This window comes from Leptospira weilii serovar Ranarum str. ICFT, assembly GCF_000332415.1.
Classification (GTDB): Bacteria; Spirochaetota; Leptospiria; order Leptospirales; family Leptospiraceae; genus Leptospira; species Leptospira weilii_A.
In genome coordinates, this window is record NZ_AOHC02000014.1 from 48,800 (window position 1) to 73,403 (window position 24,604).

Here is a 24,604-nt window from a genome sequence, read left to right on the forward strand (position 1 = left end):
TCGGCAATTGTAAAAGTTTTCCTTTTATCGGAAAGACCATACCGTACACCAATTCTATTTTAGAAAACACGAATATAACGAACTTCTTATGAATCTTAGCAAAAGGAAACCCTTATCACGTTAAAGTTCCATCCGTTCGTTTCCGATTTCTATCCCACTGAAATCCGAATCCGGAAACTTGTCCAGTAACGTCTAAAACGAACTCAATTTGAGGACGAGGATTTTTCCACCCTTCTCCACTGGTTGGCCCAAGCGGCAAACGAGTTTTGGTTTCTGGATTGGATGTATAACTTTCCGGTTCCGGAAAACACGGCCACTAAACCTTCACCGCTTAAGAAAAGGGATTTGAGTCCCCCGACTTTTTGAATCGTATAATTCAAAGTTCCTTCAAAACCTACGATATGACCCGTATCCACGACATACTCTCCGCTAACGTCGATCGTATGAATCGCTCCAAAGCTCGAAAAGAAAAGATCTCCAATCCCGCTTACTTTCAAAAAAAACAAACCTTCTCCTGAAAAAAAACCTTTGAATCCTCCCCATTTGCTATCGATCGCGAGAGATTCGGAACCCGCGACATACGCTCCCCGGCTGAGAATGAGATCTTCTCCGTTCATCTTACGATATTCGATATCACCCTGAGTGGCGCTCGTCAAAAAAAGCGTTCCCTTATCACCTTCGGCTTTGAACGTATTTTGGAAAAAGGATTCACCGCTCAATAACGCGCGTTTGGCGGAAGCCCAGATCCCGCCTTCGGCCTTAGTCGCCATCTTTACGGCGGGACTCATCGCCACCATCGCACCGGATTCCGCTCGGATGGATTCCCCGTTTTCTAATTGAACCTGAACGATTGGAAAATCAGGTTTTAATAATATTTCGTGTTTCATGATTCATTATCCCTTATCTTTTGATCGGAGGCAGTTGGTTTCTAAACCAACTTCCCAAAGAAGGAACGTTTCTGGATTGAATCCAAACGCGCCCTTTCCCTTTAAAACGAGCCACAAGTCCTTCCCCGCCGAGGAAAAAAGATTTCCAACCTCCGAACTTAGTCATCTCGTAATTCAACCCCTCGTCGAATGCGACGATATGCCCCGTGTCCACAATCATTTCTCCGTCCACGTTCAACACGTCGATTCCACCGTAACTCGAAATCAAAAGAGGACCGTTTCCGGAAAGTTTGAGAAAGAATAAGGATTCTCCGCTGATAAATCCTTTGAGTCCTTGAAACTTTGTGTCCATTTCTATATTCGGCGAAGAAGCGAGAAAGGAACTGGATTGAACGTACACCGTTCCGGACAATTCGATTCTTTCCACGTCTCCGGGAAGAGTCGGCGCCAGTAGAACCTCTCCGTTTCCGGAAGAAGCGGTGAACGTGTTCATCCAGAAAGATTCTCCTCCGAGGAACGCCGCTTTTAAACTTTTTAAAAATCCGCCTTGTTGCGCTTTGTGAGTTTGGATCGTAATTCCGGAACTCATGGACATCATGGAGCCGGATTCCGCTTTGATCGATTCTCCTCCGTTCAGAAGAACCTTCGCAAAACTGTAGGATGGTTTGCTAAGAATTTCAATATTCATAATATTCCCTTTTTATTAACTAGGAAGAAGGCCCGTCAACCAGGACAAAAATCCGGAAGGAACTCTCGTTTGGATCAAAACCTTTCCGTGCCCCGTAAATTCCATCACCAAACCTTCCCCTCCGAAAAAAGTGGACTTCCAACTTCCTCCGGCCTTTGCGATTTTATACTGAAGACTTTTGTCGAAGGCAACGACGTGTCCCGTATCAATCGTATACGATCCTTGAACGTCGATCGGAAGGATTCCGCCGTACGCGTTTAGAAACAACTTCCCTTTCCCGATTATTTCCAAAAGAAAAACCCCTTCTCCTCCGAAAAAGGAACGCAGTCCCCCGAACTTAGGTTTCATTGTGATCGTTTCATCGGATGCAAGGTAAGCCCCCGCTTCCACGATCAGTCCCGTATCTGTAAGATCGAGTCCTACTACGTCGCCCGGAAGTTCGGGAGCAAGTCCGATCTCCGCTCCCGCGACGGGAGCTTTGAAGATATTGAAGAAAAAAGATTCTCCTCCGAAAAATCGTCTGGAGATTGCGGAAAGAAATCCGCTCCCCATTTTCGTTTCCACAATGACACCCGGGGTCATATAAACCATTGCGCCCGATTCGGCTTTGATCGTTTGGCCCGGAGAAAGTTTTACTTTCAGAAAAGAATACGAAGGTTTGTGAATGATCTCGTAATTCATAGATGGTGCAATGTAAATAAATTGACTTAGACGTCAATCGGAAAAGTGCTTTCAGAACCGCTCTTCATCCTTAGTTTGGAAGAAGAATGACTCAAAAAAACATTTTGATTACCGGCTCCAATCGGGGAATCGGCTTGGAACTTACCAAACAATTTCTCTCTCGAGGAGATCATGTTTTCGCGGTATGTAGAAAACCTTCTGTTGATTTGATTCGTTTAAAACCGACTCGCATCTTGGAAGGTGTGGACGTTTTGAATTCGAACTCGATCCGGGATCTATCGGCCAAACTGCTCGACACAAAGATCGATATTCTCATCAACAACGCTGGGATTTTGATTTCCGATAACCTGCAAAGTTTGGATGAGGAAAACGTTTACACACAATTCTTAGTGAACGCCTTAGGTCCTCTCAAAATGGTGAAAGCTTTGCTTTCCTCTTTGAATTCAAATGCAAAACTCGTTTTCCTAACGAGTAAAATGGGTTCGATCGCCGACAATGCTTCCGGTTCTTATTATGGCTATAGAGCGTCCAAGGCTGCGTTGAACGCGATCGCAGTAAGTTTGGCGCGGGATTTAAGTCCGAAAGGAATCTCCGTAGGGATCTTTCATCCTGGAATGGTGGCGACTCAGATGACCGGAGGCCAAGGAATTTCTACAACCGAAAGCGCACAAGGTCTTATAGAACGGATCGAATCCTTGAATTTAAGCAACTCCGGAAAGTTTTTTCATCAGAACGGTGAGGAACTCCCCTGGTAAAAATAATGCGACCATAACCGTGGCCCTCGGGATACACAGTTGTAAAAAAGAGACAGGAAAAGGGGAGTTAATTTCAAATTATGTCGGATTAAGCCCGAAAGCCGGGTTGGAAAGCCTAAAAAAATCGATTTTAATAGATCATTTGGCATAGAGTTTGCTTAATAGACGGTGAGACAAAATCTCGAATTTGAAAAAGAATTCCGATTTTTTCTCTGAACAAACTCAAAAGCGAACTTCGAATCCTTACAGACCGTCTTTTGATAGAGGGTCTTTCGGAAAATCGAAAATTCAAAACTATGAAAGAAACTCTATATAGAAAATCCATACAGGATACAGTTAGAATCAAAGGAATCGGGCTTCATTCCGGAAAGGAAGTGAACCTAATCGCCCATCCGGCACCGTCCGGCACGGGAATCGTTTTCGAATACCGAAAAGGTTTGGAAAAAGCCTCGATCTCCGCCGAACTCAGCAATGTGGTCGATACGAGTAACGCAACCACATTAGGAGACGGGCTCCATAGGATCCAAACTGTGGAACATCTTTTGGCCGCGGTTTATGCGATCGGTTTGACGGATCTGATTTTAGAAATCGACGCGGTGGAAGTTCCGATCATGGACGGTTCCTCGCTTCCCTTCTTACAAGCGCTTGAATCGGCGGGAATCGTAGAATACCCCGAAATCGTGGAACCGATTTACGTTCAAAGTCCTCTTTGGGTCGTGGACGGAGATAAATACCTGGTTTTACTCCCGAGCAACGAACTCAAGGTAACCTACACGATTGACTTCAATCACCCTCTACTCAAAGGGCAAAACATTACCATCTCCCTGGATAGGGAAAAGATTAAACAGGAAATTCTCCCAGCCAGAACATTCGGATTTCTCAAAGACGTGGAAGCGCTCCAAGCGAGAGGTCTTGCAATGGGCGGTTCCCTGGACAACGCGATCGTTTTGACCCAGGACGGGTATTTGAACCAACAACTCCGTTTTGAAAACGAATGCGTTCGTCATAAGATCTTGGACCTTTTTGGAGACATTTCCATCGCGGGTCGTCCGATCATCGGGCATTATCTCGCGTCCAAAGCGGGGCATGCCCTGGATATTTCCATGGCTAAACTCGTGATGAGTAATGTAACTGGGGATGAAATCAGCAAATACAAAAGCCGTAGAATTCCTCTGTTCAAAAGAAAAGTGGCAGTCGTCTAAACTTCTCGACTTTGTGATTCCGGTCGTATAAGACCGGAATTTTATACGTTCCGCTTCGAACCCGGAAAAGAATTGTCAGATTCTTCTTTTGGGGAATTCTGTAGTCGAGTTTAAACTTCGTTCTAGAATGATCCCCTCCAAGCGTATAGTTTTTTCAGGAATTACGGCCTTTCCGGGAAAACTATACGGTAAGGTCTTAAAAACCGGAAAAAAACGAAATACCATTCTCACAGGAATCTACGTCCACGAATCCGAAAAGGAAGAAGAAGTGGAAAAGTTTCACGTTGCTTTGGAAGAAAGTCTCCACAGTTTACGGATCTTGATTACATCCCTCGAAACGTCCGGACCGGATCAAAAAGAAGTTCAGGAAATTTTAGAAACGCAGGCGATGATTTGCTCCGACCCAAGCCTTGCAACCTCGGTTCGAAAAAGAATCTTGGAATTCGGAGAGAATGCGATTCTTGCCGTACAAAACGTCACTCATGAAATCTCCGAAAAATTCAAAGCCATGGAGAATGAATTCTTCCGGGAAAGAGTGGATCATTTCCAAGACGTCTCCAATCGATTGATCGAATTCCTCGCCGGCAAAAAAGAAGAAGACTCCTTTCTTTCCGGTTTGAAGGAGGATTTGATCTTAGTCGCGAGGGAACTCACTCCTTCACAGATGATCCTGATGGATAAAACCCGAATTCGAGGAATCGCGACCGACCTTGGCGGAAAAACCGGACATATGGCGATTCTAGCGAGAAACTACGGGATTCCCACAATCGTAGGACTGAAAGATTTTTCCACACACGTCAAAGACAACGAATTCATCTTTTTAGACGCCGAGTCCGGAAACGCGGTCCGTTTTCCGACTCTGGAAGAAGTGAAGTATTACGGATTCTCTTCTTCTTATCCCGTGGAAGAAAACGAAACCAAAAAGATAAGGGCCGTAAGTAAGGATGGAATCCGGGTCAGGATCAAATGCAATCTTGAAACCGAATTGGACTGCGAACAGGCGATCAAATTCGGAGCGGAAGGTGTGGGGCTTTTTAGAAGCGAATCTTTGTTTTTAAAATACCAAGACAGTAACGTTTCCGGTGAAGAACAGTTTCTTGCTTACAAAGCGATCGCGGAAGGAATGTTGGACAAACCCGTAATCATCCGCACATTCGATATCGGGGCCGATAAGTTTTCAACCGGTGAACTCGAAGAAAATCCGTTTTTAGGAAACCGAGGTATACGATACTCTCTTTCCAATCCCGAATGGTTTTCCGAACAACTAACGGCGATTTTGCGAGCCTCCGCTTTCGGAAACGTGAGCATTTTACTTCCGATGATTACGGGACCCGCGGAAATCATTCGGACCCGTGTAATCTTGGAAGAATGCAAACGCAAACTAAGCGCTAAAAAAGAAAAATACAATAAGAAGATCAAGATCGGTACGATGATTGAAACTCCCGCAGCGGTCGCGGCTTTGGATCTAATCGCGAGAGAGGCGGACTTTTTTTCCGTGGGGACGAACGATCTGCTTCAATACATCATGGCCGTGGATCGAAACAACATTCACGTTTCGTCTTTGTACAATCCGTATCATATCGCTTTTTTGAGAGCCTTGATCCGAATCGTGGAAGTATCTAGAGATTACGACAAACCTCTCAGCCTTTGCGGAGAACTCGCGTCCGATACGGACTTTACGATTTTCTTAATCGGAATCGGAATCCGGGAACTTTCGGTTTCGATTCCGTTCTTAAATCCGATCCGAAAAATTATCCGATCTATTTCCCTACATCAGGCGGGAACTCTGGTGAAAAAGATATTAGAACTTTCTGAAGAAGAAAACTACGAAAGTATAGAAGCCTTCCTCTTTAGCAAACATCTAAGTTAAGATCCTTCAATTTCCAAAATTAAAAATACGAAAGAGTCCCAAACGTTTTCCTTATCCTGAAAGAAAACAGGCCCTATACTTTCCTTGTCTTTTTTCAGACAAAGATAAGAATGTTTGTTCGTTCTTAAGTAAAATTTTCCGCAGGTTCCCGAAATACTTTGGATCAGATTTTTTAGAAGTTCTGGCAGATTTTTTTCATCTTCCGGAAGAGCGACTCCGGCGATCAGGATTTCCCGATTTTCAAAACGTCCTTCGATGGTAATCGCTTTCGGGTTCCATTCTGCAAACAAGGCTTTTTCATACGTCGCAAGAGCGGGGTTCAAAATTTCGTGGATTGCCGAATGCATTCTCATTGGGAGTTCTTTTCCGATTACTTTCGGGATGAATCCTTTTGTCTGAAATAGATTCCAGTTTTCAAATCCGTTGATTTTGGAAAGACCTCTAACAAATCCGGAAGTCATCCCTTGTACGATCATCTTACTTTCACAACGATCGGCGAGGATGGCCCTCATACAAAGAAAACCCAAATTGAATAAAGAAAATTCGGTTACCTTGGAAAAGTCCCAAACCTCGTTTTCCCTGAGAGGAGAAAGAAAAAGATTGTCGAGGGCGTATAGATCTCCGTGTCCCGAAGGTGAAAATACGGAGGATTTTTGGGTTTGCTGTGCGCCGGTCATATAGAAATTCTATCGGTAGGATGGGAGATTCTCCGAAGAAATAAAAAAGCCGACCTGAAAGGCCGGCTTTCGAATTAAAAATTAGAAAATCCTAATCTTGATTTGTAGAATAGATTTTCCTGATCTTGTCGCTGTATTTTTCCGTAATTACGTGACGTTTCATCTTCATCATATTGTTGAGTTCCTCGCCGACTTCGAACGGCTTTGAAATCAGGATAAAAGGAGTCACCTGTTCAAAGGACTTGAATCCGTTTTTGGTATTGTTCAAGGCCTTGATTTCCTTTCTGTAAAGGTCGTAAACCTTCGGATTTTCGATCAATTTTTCGTTGTTTGATTCGTTGATCCCGTTTTCTTGCGCCCATTCCTGGAGTTTTTCGAAATCCGGAACTACGATCGCGCCTAAATTCTTTTGATCCTGTCCGATCACCATACACTGGCTGATGTAAGCGGACTCCTGAAGTTTGTTTTCGATCGGAACCGGCTCTACGTTTTCCCCTCCGAGAAGAACCACCGTATCCTTTGCACGACCGGTAAGAGTCAGGGTTTTCTTGAAATTGATCATTCCCATATCTCCGGTATTCATCCAACCGTCCACGATCGCCTTGGAAGTAGCTTCTTCATTTTTGAAGTAACCTTTCATCACTTGAAGACCTTTGACGAAGACAACCCCTTTTAATCCGAGTTTTCCTTGGGTGATGTTTCCGTTTTCGTCGATTTCGGTTAACACTGCGTTGTTATCGTTACGGATCTGAAGTTTCGTTTTGGGAACGACCACACCCACGGAACCTATGATGAGTTTTTCAAAAGTTCTTACGGAAATTACCGGAGAAGTTTCGGTCATACCATAACCTTCCAAAACGTTGATTCCGATATTACCGAAAAATTCGTCTACGTGCCTTGGCAGCGCTCCCCCTCCGGAAATAGACGCTTTCAGTTGACCGCCCGTAGCCGCTCTGATCTTAGCCAAAACGATTTTGTCCAACGTAAAGCTGTTCAAAATAAGCGCCAAACCCGCAACCGTATAAAGCGGAGAAGTTAGAAAATACAACTCGGTTCCCGCGAAATAAGCGCCTAACGCGCCTGCGAGAAAGGTCAAAGTGAAAGGTCCTGTTAACAAAAGCTGGATGAACATTAGAATTCCGTAAAAGAAGGATCCGATCGGATTTCTTCCCGTATAATCCACCTCGATTCCTTTCAAAAAACGGAGCGCTTGATTTTTCTTTCTGGAAAAGAAATACGCGAGTTTAAAAAGACCTCGGCGAAACGCGGGAGTTTGAGCGGGATCGTTGATTCTAGTATAAATTCCGTTATAAATGTTTTCCCAAAGTCTGGGAGCGGAACCCATAAACGTAGGTTTTACGGTAGCCAAATCCTGACGAAGATCTCTTACGTTCGTGTAATACGTAGCCGCGCCGATTCCGAGACAAACGTATTCTACAACTCTTTCAAAAACGTGCCAAATCGGAAGAATGGAAAGAAGGCGAGCATCCGATTTGATGTCCAACATCGGACTTACATAGTTTACCTGGTGCATCATGTTGGAATGTTTCAACATAACACCTTTCGGAAGTCCGGTCGTTCCGGACGTATAAATCAATGTGAAAAGATCCTCTGAATTGATTGCCGCGACTCTTTCTTCCGTTTTTTTGGATCCGTCCGCCCGAAGTTTTTTTCCTTTTTCGATCAGATCCTGCATCTTCAACACCCCGGGAGCATTGCTCGTCGGGTCCATCATAATTAAGGTTTTCACGTTAGTGAGCTGTGACTTGTTTTTATTGAATTTCTCGAGCATCTTATCGTTTTCAATAAAAACCACTTCCACTTCGGAGTGATTGAGAATATAAACGATTTCCGAATCCGTAACATCCGTTCCACGGGGAACGTCAGCCGCACCAGTAAGAATCACGCCGTAATCCGCAATGATCCATTCGATCCGATTGTCAGCGAACAAACCTACTCTTTGTTTCTGTTGAACGCCTAATTCAATTAGAGCTTCGGCAAGTTGAATTCCTTGCTCATACAATTGACCGTAAGTCGTAGGGTAATAATTCTTTTTAGAATCCTTGGAAAAGAAAGCCGGTAGGTCCCGATATTTTTCCGCAGATTCGCGAAATAGCTGCGCTAGGTTTTCCGCCATCAAACTTCATTTAACTCCTGGTATCTTTCGTTATCACAACTTGGGGATTCCGACAAAGAAACTGTCGGCAAGGATTCAAAAGTAAATAGGGAACCTAAGAAATAAACCCTTTTTTTAGAAATGGTTTTAGGGAGGTTCTATTTTATTTGCTTTGTTATACAATATTTAGGGCGCATCCAACCAATTCGAAAAACTCGCCCTCAGTTTCGGATAATCTTTTTCTTGAATGCCGTACTGAATTTTCAATAGAGCTCCGGACTGGCTAAAAACGATCAAAGCCGGTTGCCCTTCCACCTTGTACTGATTGATAAACGTAAAATTTCGATCCACAAAAAACGGATAGGTTATCCCGAATTCGTGTGCGGCTTTTAAGTGTTCCTCTTTGGAAAGTTCCGGTTCGGTATTGATTCCTAAAAGAACGCCATTCTTCCCTTGCAAATCTTTAGAAAGTTTTTCCAAAACCGGAACCGCATCCTTACAGGGCTCGCACCAAGAAGCCCAAACATCCAAAAGCAAAACCCTTCCCTTATATTCCTTGAGAGAAACGGGACGTTCGTCCAAGTCGTATAAGGAAAGTTTATAGAGAATCGATTCTTCCTTGGAAAAATTACAAGAGACTACCAAAAAAACAACTAACGTTAAAATCGGACAAAAATTCCACATAACCCATCCTAGTAAAAGAAACGGTAGGAAAGTAAAAGGAAAAAATCTTTTCAGTAAAACGGTTCCCTTCAAATTAGGCTCACTCCAGTGAACCCGGTCTTCTACAATTATTTCTCAGGTCCTGAAGAATTTCTATCCTATCTTAAGAACGATCGATTTTCCGGTTCAGGTATGATTTCCACTCCCGCACAAAAGGAACCCTATTTTTCGGAGACAAATCGAAGGGCCAATTTGGAATGTAAGGAAAATCGACTTTTGATCCTCTTAGAAGGAAAGGAAAGTTCAAAATCATTTTTGATACCCTTAAATCCGACCGAGACAAATTCAAAGAAAAAACGGAAACTCGAGTTTCTTCCGGATTATCTCCACTTTCAAAATGAGGAAGAAAGATTTTCCGCGAAACTCCAACCTTTGGATCGGAAGAGAATTCATCTCCAGATCGATTCTAAGATCGGATTGGAATTTTCCGGAACACTGACTAGACTCGACGGTTGGAAGAAATGGTTTTAGTTTTGCGGTAAAATTGCGCGCTTAACCTTATCGTTTCACTGTTAGTCTAATTTCCTGGGAGTTCCCACATTTTACAGCGAGACTTGAATTTCGCGGGAGTTCCCACATTTTACAGCGAGACTTGAATTTCGCGGGAGTTCCCACATTTTACAGCGAGACTTGAATTTCGTGGGAGTTCCCACATTTTACAGCGAGACTTGAATTTCCTGGGAGTTCCCACATTTTACAGCGAGACTTGAATTTCGTGGGAGTTCCCACATTTTACAGTGAGACTTGAATTTCGTGGGAGTTCCCACATTTTACAGCGAGACTTGAATTTCGTGGGAGTTCCCACATTTTACAGTGAGACTTGAATTTCGCGGGAGTTCCCACATTTTACAGTGAGACTTGAATTTCGCGGGAGTTCCCACATTTTACAGCGAGACTTGAATTTCGCGGGAGTTCCCACATTTTACAGTGAGACTTGAATTTCGCGGGAGTTCCCACATTTCTCATTCAACCAGTTTAGACCGGGTTCTTCGACTTCAGAACTTCCCGGATTTGATCCGCGATCGTTTTTGCTGCAGCGCTTCGATAGAATTTTCGAATGTCCGCTTTTTTTCCCGAATACGGCTTTTTGGAAAAATCCAAAAGCGCGGAAGTCCAAAGATTTTCTTCGAGTTTCAAATACCGAATTTTATCCCCGCCGATTTCTCGAAACACCGAAAGATCCGTAACAACCGCCGGTTTTTGAAAACTCAATGCCTCTAAAAGCGGAATCCCAAATCCTTCATACAGAGAAGGAAATACGAATAAGGAACATTTACGATACATGTGAGCCAGTTCCACGTCACTCGGACTTTCAATCCAAAGGATTCCGGCCGCCTTGCTTTCCGAACTTCGAAGGGTTTCTATAAACGCCGGATCTTCCCAACCGGCCTTTCCGCCGATTACCCAGGAAAACTTTCGACTTGATTTTATAGATTTTGAATATTCAATATATGCGTTGTACAAAAATCGAAAATTTTTCCGAGGTTCGACGGTTGAAACCGTAAGAAAAAAATTTTTAGGGAGGGAATCCACTCTCTCGCCCGGTTTTTTTTTAAGCAAACCCTTAAATTCGGAAAGTTCGATTCCGGGATAAACCACTTGCATCTTTTCGAACGGGATATCAAAAAACTCCGCCACTTCGTTTCGAGTCGATTCCGAAATCGGGAGCAATTTATCCGCGCGTTGAATCGAACGGGAAAGATAAAACTTTTGTTGGATTCGAGCAAGAGTTCTCATCGTATCGGGAAAACGATACGCGACCAAATCGTTGTAGGTCAGAACGGTCGCGGTCTTTTTGGAAAGAAAAGGAGGAAACACCTGTTGGGTTCCCCAGAAAAGATCGAGTCGAATTTTTCTCAGTTGAAGCGGAAGAGCGATCGCAAAATAAAGCCCTCCTTTTTTGGAAAAAAATCCTTCTCCCTTAATAAAACGAATTCCGGGAAGGTTCAGGAGGTTTGTATAACTCGGATGAAGATCTCTATGAGAAAAAAGATAAAATTCGAAACTTGGATCCTTCCCCAAATCAAGCAAAGCGCTGTGAATCATTTTACCCACTCCGGAAACGGGAGTGGAAAAGGGCCTGGCGTCTACGCCGATCTTAATCGTATAAATTCCATTTTTTGAATATTCATTTCTTTTCATAAATCTGACGGAAAAATCAATTCCAGTCCCGCAAACCGGATTGAAAGGACGATTTCGAATTTTCCCAAACCTGCAAGAGAGACCGAGTATGTCCTGCGATAAGTCCTTCCCCTCTACCGTTTTTGGTCTGAAACTCATAGGGTTTACCGGATCGAATTTCCAGATCGGAACCTCCGGACGCCTTTACGAGCGCAATCCCCGCACATATATCCCAATCGTTTTTCGGTTTTAAGGAAACGGAAAGCGCCGCCTTTCCCGCCGCCACCAAACCGAGCTTATACGCGATCGAACCCATCGCGGCAAACTCCCAACCGGAAGGGATCATGGAGGAGGAAAACAATCCTTCTCTTTCTTCGGTTTTGGAAATGAGAACTTTTTTTGCAGGCTCAAAATCGTTTAACATTTTTGTAAAGTTCCGAGACTGGACGGAAAACGAATCGGGTATCGTTTCCGACTTCTGATAAACGACTCCCAAATTCTCAGCTCCGCAAATGAGTTCGCACGTAACCGGATTAAAAATCACTCCTAGGATCGCCTTTCCTCGGACGGACAAACCGAGGCTGATCGCAAACTCGGGATTTTTATGTACGAATTCGCGGGTTCCGTCGATCGGATCCAAGATCCAAGCCGCTTCTAATTTCGAAATGTCTTTTCTTTCCGAATCTTCTTCGGAGAGAATCGGAATATTCGAAAAACGTAATTTTTCAGAAATATGCGATCCGGCTTTTAGATCGGCTTCGGTAACGGGATCGTTTTTCCCCTTATCGGTAACCTTAAAATCGGAATGATAGATTTCTAATACGATTTTGCCCGCTTCCAAAACGGAATCTACCGCGGGCTGAAGATATTGAATCGAATCCAAAGAAGAAAATACTCGAAACGGAAATTACTTTCCGGTGGTCGTCGCATTTTCCTTATGTGGGTCGTCTAAATTCTCAGGACGTAGATAAAACACTTCGTTTTCAGGAGTTTGGAGATAAATTTCGGGATCCATTTTGAAACTGTAAAAGAAAAGATATTTTTTGAATTTTACGTAAACCGTATACGTACCTTTTTGCGGTTCATAAAGCATAGTGTCCGCGTTCAAATCCTTCGTGATTTCCTTATACTCAAGATATCTATGATGAAGCGTATATTTTACGGCGGAAAGAAGATTCTTTTCCAGGGTCGCTTTTTTCATTACGTCCGAAAGTTTCACGTTCTTGTTGAATTCTTCCACCTTGTTGAATTCTTCCACGAGACCTTGCGATTTTCCAGCCTGAAGGCCGACAAAGGCAAAGAGAAATATAAAAGAGATTGCGAGTATATTCTTCATCTGGGTTTCCTGTTTCCGTTATTAATATCGGATTTTAAAACGGACAAACTTACCTCTTCCTTATAATTTCTCAAGCGGAGTGTAGGCAACAAAAAAGTTCTTCTCCACGTTTCCGAACCGGATCGCAACCTTCGTATTTTTTTCCCTGCCCGAAACCGTCAAAATGGTTCCGATTCCGAATTGTTTGTGTTTGACTCGATCTCCCGGTTTTAGGAAGGCGTTGTCCGGGGACGGTGTTGTAGAAAAACCGGAATCAAATTCTTCTTCCACTTCTCGCACTTTGGACGCAAGAGGCGGTCCTTGCGGCTTTCTCGCCGTGTGTTCTCGGCTCGTGTAACCCCGGTTTCCGAAACATTCTTTCGGAACCTCGGATAAAAATCGGGATGGGATTCGATCTTCCACCTTTCCGAATTTTCTGGAAGTCCTGCAATAACTGAGGAACAATTCTTCCCGAGCCCGTGTAAGAGCGACGTAAAAAAGTCTTCTTTCCTCTTCGTCTCCGAAATGAGACTCATCCAAACTCATATCGTGCGGGAACCTGCCTTCCTCCAAACCGCAGAGAAAAACGATATCAAATTCCAATCCCTTAGCGTTATGCACCGTCATGAGATTTACGTAATCGCTCAGTTCCTTCGAATCCTCTTCACTTGTAGTTAAACTGATCTGATTCAAATATTCCTCCAAAGAGGGAGAGTCCGAATTTCTTTCGTATTCCGCGATCGAGTTGACTAGTTCCTGAAGGTTTTCCAAACGAGCAAAGGATTCTTCCGTTCCCTCCTCCTTTAGATGAGACATGAGACCGGAACGATTCAAAAGTTCTAATGCGATTTCGGAAGGAGACGAACCCTTTTCGGATTTTTCGATCAGATCGCCGAATAGATTATGGAGTTCTTTTCCCTTGGACTTGGCCTCTTTTTTAAGAGGAATGTCTTCCTGTCCCAAGGTTTCCAAAAGAGAAATTCCTTTTTCCAGGGAGAATTCACGAATTTTATCGATTCCGGAATCTCCGATTCCTCTCGGGGGATAGTTTACGATTCGAAGTAACGAGACGCTGTCGAGCGGATTGGAAACCACGTTCAGATACGCAATCATATCCTTGATTTCGGCTCTGTCGAAAAATCGAAAACCTCCGAAAATTTTATACAGAATTCCGGCGTTCTTCAGCGCCGTTTCAAAATTCCTAGACTGAGAATTAGTTCTGTAGAATATTGCAATATTCTTATATTCTGTTCCTCCGGAATACGCGGAACGAATTCTCTGAATCACTCCGTACGCTTCCTCGGATTCGTTTTCGAATTCGTTTAATACGACGGGAGAACCTTTCGGATTGTTCGTAAAGATTTCTTTTTGTTTTCTTTGTGTGTTGTTCGAAATCACTTTCGAAGCGGCGAATATGATATTCGAAGAAGAACGATAATTCTCCTCCAGTTTGATAACCGCGGTTTCCGGAAAATCTTTTTCGAAGTTCAGAATATTTCCGATATCGGCTCCCCTCCAGGAATAGATGGATTGATCGTCGTCTCCTACGACACAAAGATTTCTTTTTTCACCCGAAAGAAAAAGTATGAGTTCGTATTGTACCTTGTTCGTATCCTGGTACTCGTCCACCATCACGTATTCCCATTTGTGACGGTATTTGGCGATCGCGTCCGGAGACTTCTGAAAAAGTTGAACCGTTTTCCAGATGAGATCTCCGAAATCGAAAGCACGGCTTGCATCCTTTCTCTTTTCGTATTCCTTGTAAATCGCGGAAACGGTTTTTGAAAAATCGGTGCGACCTTCCTTTTCCAGATAAACCTCCGGCGACAACATCTTGTCTTTCAAACCGCTGATATAATTTCCGAGCATGGAAGGTTTGTAGAACTTCGGATCCAAGGAAAGATCCTTTACGACTTGTTTGAGAAGGGATTCTTGCAGAGTCGTATCGTAAACGGTAAAGGCGCCGTCGAATCCGAAAAAAGAGGCTTCTCTTCTCAAAATGTAAAGGCAAAGTGAATGAAACGTTTTGATCTGAAGGTTTGCGGGTAAGAACGGAACCAAGTGTTTTACCCGTTCTAACATCTCGGCCGCAGCCTTATTGGTAAAAGTTACGGCACAAATTCTATCGATTCCGTGATTGACGAGAAGATTTGCGATTCTATGCGTGATAACTCTAGTTTTACCCGAGCCCGCTCCCGCTAAAATCAATACCGGACCGGTTACTTGTAAGACGGCTTTTTTTTGTTCTTCGTTCAGACCGACAAGGAAGGAGGAATCCACGATCAAAACCTATAATCGCCGATGCCGAATACAAATTGAAACGCATTATCGGATTCAAATTTTGTAAAGGGATGGTCCGCAACTCCGGTGTATTTCAGTTTCTGCGCGAAGTAAATTCGAAGGGGAAGAACCGGAATCTGAATCCTGAGACCGATTCCCCAGGAAAATCGGAACTTATCCAAGGCGATATTGTTTCCGGAAAGTACGAGGTTCGCCGGATTATTGAGTTCTTCGAACGTATAATCGGCTTTTCGAAAAGCGCTCAGATTGTAGTGATTAGCAAGCGCATATCCGACCGGATCTTTCAATTGAGCTTCTCTGACCCTTTGGTCATAGGTCGTGAACAAATCCCTTCGAACGCCGGTGGCTCGGTTGACTTCTTCATATAAGGCGCCCGCGTCGAAAAAGGCGACTAACCAAAGTAAGGTGGGTTCGATCGGAAAACGAAGTTCCGAGCCGAAGATCATCCGAGTAGCGGCCCCGTCCCTCCATTCGGTAGGATATTTTGCGTCGTTATAAAACCAACCGCGAAGAGATTCGTAACCGCCTAAGAACTGTAAGTCCTGCAATTGAATGTACGGCTTTTGAATCGGATCCTGTTTTCCGTAATACGGAACTCTTTGATAGGTAAAAAGCGAGGAACTTCTGAATTCTTGAACGACTCTCCAACGTCTGAGGGCGTTGTTTCTAAAAAGTCCGAAAAGACTGTAATCGAACCAAGTGTGATAGTACTCCGCAAGAACCTTATATTGATCGAAGTGGGACTGACCGCCAAGCGCCTGACCCACGTTGTCCATCTGAAAAAGTAAATCGTAACCCTGCGTAGGATTAAAAACGTTATCCCGAATGTCATACACGATCCCGTTCGAAACCTGAGAACGAAACTGCCAACCCCTACGAACCTCCGCAAGAACCTGATCCGACACAAGGGAAGAAGGATTTGTCGAAGCGTAAATACTCGGAGAATATCTGTGAAAATGAGTCCAGTTGATAAAGATCCGGTGACCGATCCCGACCGTAAAACCGACCCCGTCCCTGGAATAAACTGCCTGTTCCTTGATCGATTGTTGATTGTTGTTCTCCGTAATGGAAACGGCGCCCACGTTGTAGATTCTAGAAGAATAAAAAATAGAAAGAGAAAGAGACCAAGGTTTATTGTAAAGCCAAGGTTCCGTCCAAGTGATCTGAAAGAGCCTTCGAAACGGACCGAATTCGAGACGTCCCGAAATTTTTTGACCCGTTCCGTTTAGGTTGTTTTCACCGACCTCGGTAAAAATGGAAAATCCTGTGATCGTCCCGTAACCGCCGCCCATGGAAACCGTTCCGGTGGGTTGTTCGAGAACTTCGATGATCAGATTCATTTTTGTCTGATCCGAACCCGGTCTCATGTTAAAGTTCACTTCTTTGAAATAACCCAGGTTGTAAATTCTTTCCCGGGAACGGTTGACCAGAATCGAGTTGAACAAATCTCCTTGTTTAAAAAGAAGTTCCCTTCGGATCACACGATCCTGAGTTTTTTTATTCCCTTTGATGACGACGTTTTCCACGTAAGCGAGATTGTTTTCTCGGATATTAAAATCCACGTGAACGAATTTTTTACCGTGTAACTCCGGTTTGGTGTTGTAGAGTTGCCTCAGACGTTTGATATGAAGTTGGGAATATTCAGTCTCGCAGATTTTTCTTTCTTCCTCGGATTTACGGCCGTAACAATTCTCGTAGTATTCCAAATTTTCGCGATCAAGAGAAATCACCTTTCTGCGAGGAATCACCTGAGCAAATAGATAACCTCTAGAGCTGTACAATTCGTTCATGGCTCCGCGATCCCGCATAAAACGGGTTTCGTCGAAGATTACACCTACGTCAACGTCGGTGTAATCCAAAGTTTTTTCGATTTCTTTAGGAGCAAAAAGCGGTTTCAATTCGTCCTTAGTTGTTTCCGGAGGATTTTTTTCTTTGTTGAGGAAGAGGGGTCTTCCTTCTCCGTCCAAAGACATATCGTGATTGAGCGTATAACCGTTAAAAAAATAAACCTGACCTTCGGAAATTTTAATGTTTACGATGATAACTCTTCGGTCTTTTTTTTCCGGATTTTCCCAGTGTATCTCCCAGTTGGTTCCTTCTCGAGCCAGCTCCGCATCCAGATAACCTTTACTTTTCAAATAAGCGACGATCGTATCCTTGTCCTTTTCAAAGGAAGATTCCTTGAAATTTCCGCCTTCGAAAACGCCTTCCTCTTTCATTTCCATAACGGAAAGAATTTCAGAAGTTTCGATGGATTCGTTGCCGTAAACGTTGATTTTGGAAACGGGAATCTCTTCTCCTTCGTCGATGATAAAACGAACCCGAACCAGATTCGTTTTTGGATCGGGTTTTCCGAGCTCCACTTTTACATAGGCTAGGAAAAATCCTTCGTCTCTGTATTTCTGAAGAATCAAATCTCTCGACTTCGTGATCTTTTGAGGTGTGATCACTTCGTTGTCTTTGAGAGGAAGTTTATCTCTTAAGTCCGCCGGAAAAACTTCGTCCGCGCCTACGAATTCTAGTTCTTTAACACGGGGTCTTTCTTTGAGATCGAAGATGATCCTCACACCGTCCTGCAAATCTTCCGCTTGAATATCGACGAAATAGAAAAAGCCGGAGTTAAAAAGATTCTTTAAATCCCGATCGAGTATTTTTTTGGTAAGGGTCTTACCTACTTTCATCTCGATCATCGATTCAAGATCTCCGTCCGGAGTATTTTTATTTCCCTTGAATTTAACTTCTTTGATGACCTTCCCGAGAAAGTCGTTCCGTTTGGAAAGGATTTGGGTCAGTTCGCCCGAATAGAATAAAAGTCCTAAAAGAATCGCGAATAAGGAACCTTTTAAAATTGGTGAGAATATTCGTTTCAAAGTAAAAACTAAAACCACCGGATATTTGCAATCAGAATCAAAACCGTTCAAACCGGAATTTATTTTTCTCCGGAACCAGTTTGTCTTACCATGGCTAGGTTAAACTTGCTTACTCCTGCCTCATTTACCTTATCGATAACTTTGATCACAGTTTGATAACTTGCGGTTCCGTCGCCGCGGATGATGACCCGATTTTTTCCAGGCTCTCTTTTGTCCGGAGGACCCAGGAAAACGTTGATTTTTTCGGTGAGTTTTTCCAATGGAACCGGATCGGTATCCTTATCCAAAAAAACCTTACCGTCCTTATTGACCGTAATCACAAGTTCGTCCTTTTTCTTTTCCTGTGCGGTCGAAGAGGAACGAGGAAGTTCGATCTTCATCACCGTCGATTTCTCCAAAGTCGCATTCATCAAAAAATAAATAACGATAAAAGAAATGACGTCGATGAGAGGCGCCAATTCGATTTGGCTCGTTCTGCTGGCGGAGGATCGAAACTTTCTGAATTTCATATTTATTTCAGATATTTGAGAGCTTGACCGGAGAGGTTTTCCATCTCGGCAATCGTATCTTCCTTTTTCTTTTGAAAGTAGTTGTAGGCAACGTAAGCCGGAATCGCGATTGCAAGTCCCATCGCTGTCGTAATCAAGGCCTCGCTGATCCCTACTTCAGCCCCTCTTGTACCGGAACCTTCTTCGAAAGAACGAATGATTCCGAGTACGGTCCCTAAAACTCCAAGAAGAGGAGAAATCGTAGCGATCGTCCCGAGTCCGGAAAGAAATCTTTCCATTTTTAGAATCTCTGTAAAACCCGCTGAAAGCATTTCTTCTTCCGCGCCTTCTAAATTTTTAAGCGAAGATTCGATACCGGCTTGAAGAACGAGAACGGAGGGTCCGTTGTTTATGCCTTTGAGATAATCAATAGCAGTGCTCCAATTTTTCTGCCGAAACAATTCTTTGAGAGAACGCCAGTCGTCTAGAGCGATCGGTTTCCACTTAGAAAAATAAATGAGCCTTTCAATGATGATTGTAAAACCGATGATGGAAACTAAAACGATAACAATCGGTACGGATTCCGGAGGAATTGCAGAAATTAGAGAATCGGATTTGGCTAAAAACATTTGAGTAAAATTCTCCCAGAAGTAGAGTTTAAAACTCTCTTGTAGCTGCCAAACAGTTTTCTAATCCGCGTACCTCCTTTTTATAGGGAATCCAAATCGGGGAATCGGCAACTATACAGCCTGTTTTTTCAGCAGTTCTTTCGCGTGTTCAAGAGCGCCTTTTGACACTCTCTGACCCGAAATCATTCTTGCAAGTTCCAAGGTTCTCTCCTCTAAACTCAAAAATTCCGCTTTCGAAAAAGTACGTCCGCCTTCCACCGATTTCGTAATTTTCAAATGATCGTTCGCCGCCGACGCAATCTGCTGCAAATGTGTGATTAAAATCAATTGATGATTGGCGGCCAGGTTTCTGAGTTTACGAGCCACATCCATCGCAATCTCCCCGCCTAAACCGGAATCGATTTCGTCAAAGATCAAAACCCTTAGATTGGATTGACCTCCCAAAATGGAACGAATCGCAAGCATCACTCTAGATACTTCTCCACCGGAAGCGATCTTACGAAGCGGTCTCGGCTTTTCACCCGGATTCGGGCTGAAATAAAATTCAAGCTGGTCCAACCCCGATTCGTTTACGATATAACTTTTACCGGAAGAGGATACTTCTCCTTCCGGGCTCGTCTCCCAACGCAGTACTACTTGAACCGCGGCTCCCGGCATTCCGAGCTGTTCCAATTCGGATTTGAGAGAGGATTCGAAACGAATGAGAGATTCCCTTCTCGCTTTGGAAAGTTGAATCGAAAGAGAAGCAAGTCTGGAAGTCACCTTTTCGATTTCCACTTCCATCGATTCCTTATTCTTGGAATTTTTTTCCATCGCTTCCAATTCCTGTTCCGCTTTGTTTTTGCATTCCAGAATTGAGGTTAGATCAAAACCGTATTTCTTTTTCATTTTGGATATCAAATCCAAACGGGACTGAACGAACTGAAGCCTATCCGGAGAAAAGAAAACCTCTTCTTTTTCGTCCAAAACGGACGAATTGATTTCTTTGAGTTGAATATAAATTTCCTGCAAAGAATCCAAGGTTTTCGAAAAATCGGGTTGAATGGATTTGATTTTCTCGGCTGCGCCAAGAAGTCTCGGAAACGAAGGAAGAATCGCAGACTCGCTATCCGCCAGATACGAAGATAGAATTTCATAATTCTCCGCAAGAAGTTCGCCGTGAGTCAAAAGATTTTCCTCTTGAATCAGTCCTTCCTCCTCTCCTTCCTTAAGATCGGCCTCTTTGATTTCCCGAATTTGAAAGTTCAGAAACTCGATCCGTTTGGATTTTTCTTCCTCGTTCTTACGCAATTCCTCCAGGCGTTTTTTCAAACTCCTGTAAGTAAGAAAACATTCCTTTACTTCGTTTCTCAAGGGAACGAGTCCCGCGTGAAGATCGATGATATCCAATTGTTCGCCTCGATCCAAAAGAAGAATCTGATCGTTTTGATTGTGAACCTCGGCGAGCAATTCCCCCAAACCCCGAAGAGTGGTCGAAGAAGCCAAGGATTGATTGATCAGAATTCGAGACTTTCCGTCCCGTCCGCATTCCCGATGGAGAGTGAGTTCTTTCGAATCGAAAGGAAAACCCTTCTCTTTCAACCATTCCAGTGCGACTGGATTTTTAGAAAGATCGAATACTCCTTCCAACACATAACGGGAGGCTCCGGTTCGAATTTCCATCGGACTACTTTTCCCGCCTAACAAGGACGATATCACATCCAAAATGAGAGACTTTCCGGCTCCCGTCTCTCCGGTAATCACTGTCATTCCTTTTTGAAAATCGATACAGGCTTCTTCAATCAGAGCAAAATCTCTTATATTCAGGGTTTTAAGCATACTTACCTCGAAATACTTAACAAATTATACCCTTCATATAATTACTATACAAATGATTGCAATCATTTTTTCTCGAAAACGGTTTTTTTGTATCTCTCAAGGTCGATTTACTTCCGAAATCACAAATTTTAGAAATTCTCCTTGCCGACACAGCAAAAACAAAATTGCGATTACACGTTCGCTTTAGGGAATGCGGGCTTTCAAAAACTAAAAGATTCCCTTCTTATAAGTTTGAATTCGACAAAATTTCAAATTCAAATATGAAGAATTTAGAATACGAACTTTTGTGAATCTCTGAGAAAAATCCTCCGACCATAGGTTATGAATCCCATGACCTTTAAGTTTTAGGAAAAGTGAGTTTGGGTTTTCCAGTTTTAGGAATCGAAGAAAGAATCGGAGCGATTTTAGAGGATTTACCGATTTTTAGAATATCGTAATTCTGGAATTTGATTGATTCCATCTCTTTGTTATCGAAACTGACAGGGAAATTTTGTAGCGTTCGGTTTTTTTATACGAGGGGATTTTAAGAAATATGGCAAAAAGTTTTCAAGACTTAGATCAAAAGCTGACGGAACTCATCCAAACGCGCTCCCAAATCACGCTACAATCTTCTCGGATGAACTCCAAACTGGAACATTACGTCCTCAAGATCATCACGGAGATTTTAACCAAGGTCGGTCAGACCCGTTACATCGAAATGTTATATACGATTACGAAAGAGATGTCCATCAACGGCGTTAAGGCGAATCAAAAGAGAGTCTTTTTCGAAGACGAAGGTTTGGATATTCGAAATCCTGAACATTACGAAAAAGGAATTACCGCCTTTAAAGCGAAGTTCTCGGAAAAAATGGTGGATGAATATGGCAAGCGATGTCTTGCGCGTGGAATTTCAGTAAAACTAAACATAACGTATACAAATGAAGGACTCGCGGTGGAAGTCACGAACAATACTCCGGTGATCCAAGAGGAAGAAGAAAGATTGCGGGAGAAGATGAAAAAGGCGATGGGATACAATGACATCGCCGAGTTTTACATGGACAATATGGACAATACCGAAGGAGCGGGACTTGGGATCGCACTCATTATGATTTTATTAAAAAGTGAGAATATAGATCCTCAACTTTTCAGAATCATGACTCGGGAACACGAAACCATTTCGAGGGTGGAAATTCCGTTTTCGAAAAATTATATCAGCTTAAGAAGCAAAGAACAAAAGGAAAACAATCTTGGACATAAAAGGTAAAACAGTACTCGTTACCGGTTCCGCAGGCGGACTTGGCAAAGCGATGGCGGAACATTTCGCCAAAAAAGGGGCAAAAATTGTTCTTTCGGACATATCTGAAGAAAAACTAAAAGAAGCCGAGAAAGACATCAAGACCTTAGGCGCGGACGTATTTTCATTCAAAGCGGACGTATCCAAAGAAGAAGATGCAGAAAAGCTTATGCAGTCTGCGGTGAAACATTTCGGAAGTTTAGACGTTGCCGTATTGAATGCGGGGATTTTAAGAGACGGATTGTTGGTAAAAACGGATAAGGAGACCGGTAAAGTCGTTTCCAAAATGTCTTTGGCAAATTGGCAATCCGTTATAGACGTTAATCTTACCGGGGTATTTCTAACCGGAAGAGAAGCTGCAATTCAAATGATAGAATGTAAAAGTAAAGGTGTGATCATTCCGATTGCATCCGTTGCGATGCACGGAAATCCGGGGCAGACAAATTATTCGGCGGCAAAAGCCGGAGTTGCCGCAATGACAAAACTATGGGCAAAAGAGTTAAGTAGGTACGGCATTCGTGTGGCAGGGATTGCTCCCGGATTTATAAAAACAGAGATGGTAATGAAGGACATGAATCCCGAAGCATTAAAAAAATGGGAAGCGCTTATACCGATCGGTAGATTAGGAGAACCTTATGAGATTGCCCTCTCCGCCGAGTTCATTGTTAACAACGATTTAGTGTCGGGAGTAGTATTAGAAATATCAGGTGGAGTAAAAATTTAATCGGAAATCGTTTTTTGCAAGAAAAGAACTTTACATTAAGATAAAATTGTAATAAAATAGACAGTAATTTACCGAATTGAGATTTACTAGTTTACTAAAATTGAATAAACTTGATTCGGTATTTTGGTCTAAAAAGAGAAAGCATCCTCTTTTAGAAATATAAATAAGAGTAAAACAATGTCTAAAGAAAAATCAGCATTAAAGAAAAACCAATTGGAATCGGCAATTCGCGGAATTAAGGGGATCGCTCACCCTGACCGTTTGCAGATTCTTTTCTTCCTCTCTCAAAAAGAACACAGCGTAGGCGAACTTGTGGATTTACTGGGAATCAGCCAATCGGCGGCCTCCCAACACCTTAGCAAAATGAAAATCAACGGAATTCTTTCCAGCAGAAAAGAATCCAATCAAGTTTTCTACTATTTGAAAGACGGAAAATATAAGGATCTGATCCGTACGATCGTTAAAATCTACGGTTAATTCTTAAAATCGGTTATGTGCCCTCTTCTTCATTGAGGAGGGTTACATACTCTCTCACCGCTTCCTGTAACCGAGTAAATCCCTCCGAATAACCTGTTTTTAAAAGTTTGGTCGTATCGGCGCAAGTGTAGTACTGGTATTTCGCCTTTAGAGTTTCAGGCATTTCAATATACTCGATAGTTTTAGGAAGTTTTAAAGTATCGAAAATTGCGGACACCAAATCGTTCCAGGTTTCGGCAATTCCTCTTCCGAGGTTGTAGATCCCGCCGTGACCGCCAAACGCCAGATAGGCGGTAATCTTGGCGGCGTCCTTGGCGTATAAAAAATCCCTTTTTTGCTCTCCGTCCTTGTAAGACGGTTTATAGGATTTAAAAAGACGAATTTTTCCTTCCTTTCGGATCTGTTCATATCCTTTGAGAACTACGCTCCTCATATCTCCCTTATGCCCTTCTCCGTATCCGAATACGTTGAAGTATTTGATTCCTGTGATTCTGTTTAAAAAACCGTGTTTTTGGGCGTAGAGGTCGAACATATGTTTCGAATATCCGTACATATTCAAGGGTTTGAGAGAATCGATGGAAGTCTTATCGTCGTATCCGTTTGCCCCGTCTCCGTAGGTCGCGGCCGAAGAAGCGTATACGAATCGAATTCCGTTTTTAAGGGATTCGTTCGCAAGAAGTTTCGTATACTCGAAGTTGTTTTCGATCAAATAAGAGGCGTCGGTTTCGGTCGTGGAGGAACAGGCGCCCAAGTGAAACAAAATATCATAATCTTTTAATAGAGAAGAAAGAATCGCACGGTCCAAAAAATTCCCTTTTTCAAGATAATCGGAATACTTTTTTCCGATCAAATTTTTCCATTTGGAGGAAGTTCCCAAATGATCCACTACGAGAATATCCTCTATCCCCTGGGCGTTGAGTTCTTGAATGAGATTGGACCCGATGAGACCCGCCCCGCCGGTAACGATACATCTTTTTTTCACCATAGAA

Annotated in this window: 23 protein-coding genes; 7 read left to right on the forward strand and 16 right to left on the reverse strand. The window is 43.0% G+C overall.

Annotated elements, in window-relative coordinates; translation table 11 throughout:
* Positions 1-203: 203 nt before the first annotated feature.
* From LEP1GSC060_RS03315 to LEP1GSC060_RS03325, 3 genes are read right to left on the reverse strand one after another with little or no spacing between them, the layout of a single operon-like run.
* Entirely contained in the window at positions 204-887 is a 684-nt protein-coding gene (locus LEP1GSC060_RS03315; protein WP_002996002.1) for a TIGR00266 family protein, read from the reverse strand.
* A 13-nt stretch (positions 888-900) separates the two neighbouring features.
* Entirely contained in the window at positions 901-1,575 is a 675-nt protein-coding gene (locus tag LEP1GSC060_RS03320; protein WP_002996227.1) for a TIGR00266 family protein, read from the reverse strand.
* A 15-nt stretch (positions 1,576-1,590) separates the two neighbouring features.
* The gene (locus tag LEP1GSC060_RS03325; RefSeq protein ID WP_002996293.1) at positions 1,591-2,256 is read right to left on the reverse strand and encodes a TIGR00266 family protein; all 666 of its coding nucleotides are present in this window, start codon (positions 2,254-2,256) and stop codon (positions 1,591-1,593) included.
* An 86-nt stretch (positions 2,257-2,342) separates the two neighbouring features.
* Here LEP1GSC060_RS03325 and LEP1GSC060_RS03330 point away from each other — a divergent pair, with 86 nt between their 5' ends.
* From LEP1GSC060_RS03330 to ptsP, 3 genes are all read left to right on the forward strand, one after another.
* Positions 2,343-3,011 (forward strand): SDR family oxidoreductase, encoded by a 669-nt coding sequence (locus LEP1GSC060_RS03330; RefSeq protein WP_002996191.1) that lies wholly within the window; start codon positions 2,343-2,345, stop codon positions 3,009-3,011.
* A 296-nt stretch (positions 3,012-3,307) separates the two neighbouring features.
* Complete coding sequence (gene lpxC / locus LEP1GSC060_RS03335) at positions 3,308-4,213, forward strand: UDP-3-O-acyl-N-acetylglucosamine deacetylase (RefSeq protein WP_002995908.1); 906 nt, start codon at positions 3,308-3,310, stop codon at positions 4,211-4,213.
* A gap of 127 nt (positions 4,214-4,340) precedes the next feature.
* Positions 4,341-6,083, forward strand: a complete 1,743-nt coding sequence (gene ptsP, locus LEP1GSC060_RS03340) for a phosphoenolpyruvate--protein phosphotransferase (protein ID WP_002996265.1) — start codon at positions 4,341-4,343, stop codon at positions 6,081-6,083.
* On the opposite strand, the gene LEP1GSC060_RS03345 is transcribed toward ptsP, so the two are convergent.
* From LEP1GSC060_RS03345 to LEP1GSC060_RS03355, 3 genes are all read right to left on the reverse strand, one after another.
* Entirely contained in the window at positions 6,080-6,760 is a 681-nt protein-coding gene (locus tag LEP1GSC060_RS03345; protein WP_002996034.1) for an LIC11631 family protein, read from the reverse strand. The genes ptsP and LEP1GSC060_RS03345 overlap by 4 nt on opposite strands.
* A 91-nt stretch (positions 6,761-6,851) precedes the next feature.
* A complete protein-coding gene (locus LEP1GSC060_RS03350; protein ID WP_036095271.1) occupies positions 6,852-8,897 on the reverse strand; it encodes an AMP-dependent synthetase/ligase in 2,046 nt (681 codons plus the stop codon).
* A 165-nt stretch (positions 8,898-9,062) separates the two neighbouring features.
* Positions 9,063-9,560 (reverse strand): TlpA disulfide reductase family protein, encoded by a 498-nt coding sequence (locus LEP1GSC060_RS03355; protein ID WP_036095300.1) that lies wholly within the window; start codon positions 9,558-9,560, stop codon positions 9,063-9,065.
* A gap of 87 nt (positions 9,561-9,647) precedes the next feature.
* On the opposite strand from LEP1GSC060_RS03355, the gene LEP1GSC060_RS03360 reads away from it, so the two are divergent.
* Positions 9,648-10,070 carry a hypothetical protein gene (locus LEP1GSC060_RS03360; protein ID WP_002996200.1) on the forward strand — a complete coding sequence of 141 codons (423 nt, stop codon included), beginning with the start codon at positions 9,648-9,650 and terminating at the stop codon, positions 10,068-10,070.
* A 504-nt stretch (positions 10,071-10,574) separates the two neighbouring features.
* Here the strand turns inward: LEP1GSC060_RS03360 and LEP1GSC060_RS03365 are convergent.
* The 9 genes from LEP1GSC060_RS03365 to LEP1GSC060_RS20720 all read right to left on the reverse strand — a co-directional run bounded on the left by LEP1GSC060_RS03365 (position 10,575) and on the right by LEP1GSC060_RS20720 (position 21,601).
* The gene (locus tag LEP1GSC060_RS03365) at positions 10,575-11,741 is read right to left on the reverse strand and encodes a glycosyltransferase (RefSeq protein ID WP_002996258.1); all 1,167 of its coding nucleotides are present in this window, start codon (positions 11,739-11,741) and stop codon (positions 10,575-10,577) included.
* A gap of 16 nt (positions 11,742-11,757) precedes the next feature.
* On the reverse strand, positions 11,758-12,603 hold the full coding sequence (locus LEP1GSC060_RS03370) for a 3'(2'),5'-bisphosphate nucleotidase CysQ (RefSeq protein ID WP_002996060.1): 846 nt from the start codon (positions 12,601-12,603) through the stop codon (positions 11,758-11,760).
* A gap of 24 nt (positions 12,604-12,627) precedes the next feature.
* The gene (locus LEP1GSC060_RS03375; RefSeq protein ID WP_002996182.1) at positions 12,628-13,056 is read right to left on the reverse strand and encodes an LIC11625 family surface-exposed protein; all 429 of its coding nucleotides are present in this window, start codon (positions 13,054-13,056) and stop codon (positions 12,628-12,630) included.
* Positions 13,057-13,116: 60 nt separating this feature from the next.
* Positions 13,117-15,315, reverse strand: coding sequence for an ATP-dependent helicase (locus tag LEP1GSC060_RS03380; protein WP_036095301.1), 2,199 nt, complete (start codon positions 15,313-15,315; stop codon positions 13,117-13,119).
* Between the two features lie 2 nt (positions 15,316-15,317).
* Positions 15,318-18,206 (reverse strand): BamA/OMP85 family outer membrane protein, encoded by a 2,889-nt coding sequence (locus LEP1GSC060_RS03385; RefSeq protein WP_476703306.1) that lies wholly within the window; start codon positions 18,204-18,206, stop codon positions 15,318-15,320.
* A gap of 59 nt (positions 18,207-18,265) precedes the next feature.
* The gene (locus LEP1GSC060_RS03390; protein WP_002996359.1) at positions 18,266-18,715 is read right to left on the reverse strand and encodes an ExbD/TolR family protein; all 450 of its coding nucleotides are present in this window, start codon (positions 18,713-18,715) and stop codon (positions 18,266-18,268) included.
* Between the two features lie 2 nt (positions 18,716-18,717).
* Positions 18,718-19,323: a MotA/TolQ/ExbB proton channel family protein gene (locus LEP1GSC060_RS03395; RefSeq protein WP_002996020.1), complete on the reverse strand. Its 606-nt coding sequence runs from the start codon at positions 19,321-19,323 to the stop codon at positions 18,718-18,720.
* A 111-nt stretch (positions 19,324-19,434) separates the two neighbouring features.
* On the reverse strand, positions 19,435-21,141 hold the full coding sequence (gene recN / locus LEP1GSC060_RS03400) for a DNA repair protein RecN (RefSeq protein ID WP_002995899.1): 1,707 nt from the start codon (positions 21,139-21,141) through the stop codon (positions 19,435-19,437).
* A 337-nt stretch (positions 21,142-21,478) separates the two neighbouring features.
* Positions 21,479-21,601, reverse strand: coding sequence for a hypothetical protein (locus LEP1GSC060_RS20720; RefSeq protein WP_268914466.1), 123 nt, complete (start codon positions 21,599-21,601; stop codon positions 21,479-21,481).
* A 72-nt stretch (positions 21,602-21,673) separates the two neighbouring features.
* Between LEP1GSC060_RS20720 and LEP1GSC060_RS03410 the strand changes: the two genes are divergently transcribed.
* The 3 genes from LEP1GSC060_RS03410 (at position 21,674) to LEP1GSC060_RS03420 (ending at position 23,615) form a co-directional block, all read left to right on the forward strand.
* Positions 21,674-22,384, forward strand: coding sequence for a hypothetical protein (locus tag LEP1GSC060_RS03410; RefSeq protein WP_002996124.1), 711 nt, complete (start codon positions 21,674-21,676; stop codon positions 22,382-22,384).
* The gene (locus tag LEP1GSC060_RS03415; RefSeq protein WP_002995972.1) at positions 22,368-23,138 is read left to right on the forward strand and encodes an SDR family oxidoreductase; all 771 of its coding nucleotides are present in this window, start codon (positions 22,368-22,370) and stop codon (positions 23,136-23,138) included. Before LEP1GSC060_RS03410 ends, LEP1GSC060_RS03415 begins: the two co-directional genes overlap by 17 nt.
* A 177-nt stretch (positions 23,139-23,315) precedes the next feature.
* Positions 23,316-23,615 (forward strand): ArsR/SmtB family transcription factor, encoded by a 300-nt coding sequence (locus LEP1GSC060_RS03420; RefSeq protein WP_000031888.1) that lies wholly within the window; start codon positions 23,316-23,318, stop codon positions 23,613-23,615.
* Positions 23,616-23,628: 13 nt separating this feature from the next.
* Here the strand turns inward: LEP1GSC060_RS03420 and rfaD are convergent, their stop codons facing one another.
* Positions 23,629-24,600 carry an ADP-glyceromanno-heptose 6-epimerase gene (gene rfaD, locus LEP1GSC060_RS03425; protein WP_002995949.1) on the reverse strand — a complete coding sequence of 324 codons (972 nt, stop codon included), beginning with the start codon at positions 24,598-24,600 and terminating at the stop codon, positions 23,629-23,631.
* Positions 24,601-24,604: the final 4 nt, after the last annotated feature.

Bases quoted from the DNA above. Each gene is read 5' to 3' on its own strand.
- rfaD (WP_002995949.1), bottom strand. From the start codon at position 24,600: ATGGTGAAAAAAAGATGTATCGTTACCGGCGGGGCGGGTCTCATCGGG.
- recN (WP_002995899.1), bottom strand. From the start codon at position 21,141: ATGCTTAAAACCCTGAATATAAGAGATTTTGCTCTGATTGAAGAAGCC.
- LEP1GSC060_RS03390 (WP_002996359.1), bottom strand. From the start codon at position 18,715: ATGAAATTCAGAAAGTTTCGATCCTCCGCCAGCAGAACGAGCCAAATC.
- LEP1GSC060_RS03325 (WP_002996293.1), bottom strand. From the start codon at position 2,256: ATGAATTACGAGATCATTCACAAACCTTCGTATTCTTTTCTGAAAGTA.
- LEP1GSC060_RS20720 (WP_268914466.1), bottom strand. From the start codon at position 21,601: ATGGAATCAATCAAATTCCAGAATTACGATATTCTAAAAATCGGTAAA.
- LEP1GSC060_RS03420 (WP_000031888.1), top strand. From the start codon at position 23,316: ATGTCTAAAGAAAAATCAGCATTAAAGAAAAACCAATTGGAATCGGCA.
- LEP1GSC060_RS03345 (WP_002996034.1), bottom strand. From the start codon at position 6,760: ATGACCGGCGCACAGCAAACCCAAAAATCCTCCGTATTTTCACCTTCG.
- LEP1GSC060_RS03320 (WP_002996227.1), bottom strand. From the start codon at position 1,575: ATGAATATTGAAATTCTTAGCAAACCATCCTACAGTTTTGCGAAGGTT.
- LEP1GSC060_RS03355 (WP_036095300.1), bottom strand. From the start codon at position 9,560: ATGTGGAATTTTTGTCCGATTTTAACGTTAGTTGTTTTTTTGGTAGTC.
- LEP1GSC060_RS03330 (WP_002996191.1), top strand. From the start codon at position 2,343: ATGACTCAAAAAAACATTTTGATTACCGGCTCCAATCGGGGAATCGGC.
- lpxC (WP_002995908.1), top strand. From the start codon at position 3,308: ATGAAAGAAACTCTATATAGAAAATCCATACAGGATACAGTTAGAATC.
- LEP1GSC060_RS03350 (WP_036095271.1), bottom strand. From the start codon at position 8,897: ATGGCGGAAAACCTAGCGCAGCTATTTCGCGAATCTGCGGAAAAATAT.
- ptsP (WP_002996265.1), top strand. From the start codon at position 4,341: ATGATCCCCTCCAAGCGTATAGTTTTTTCAGGAATTACGGCCTTTCCG.
- LEP1GSC060_RS03395 (WP_002996020.1), bottom strand. From the start codon at position 19,323: ATGTTTTTAGCCAAATCCGATTCTCTAATTTCTGCAATTCCTCCGGAA.
- LEP1GSC060_RS03375 (WP_002996182.1), bottom strand. From the start codon at position 13,056: ATGAAGAATATACTCGCAATCTCTTTTATATTTCTCTTTGCCTTTGTC.
- LEP1GSC060_RS03410 (WP_002996124.1), top strand. From the start codon at position 21,674: ATGGCAAAAAGTTTTCAAGACTTAGATCAAAAGCTGACGGAACTCATC.
- LEP1GSC060_RS03365 (WP_002996258.1), bottom strand. From the start codon at position 11,741: ATGAAAAGAAATGAATATTCAAAAAATGGAATTTATACGATTAAGATC.
- LEP1GSC060_RS03315 (WP_002996002.1), bottom strand. From the start codon at position 887: ATGAAACACGAAATATTATTAAAACCTGATTTTCCAATCGTTCAGGTT.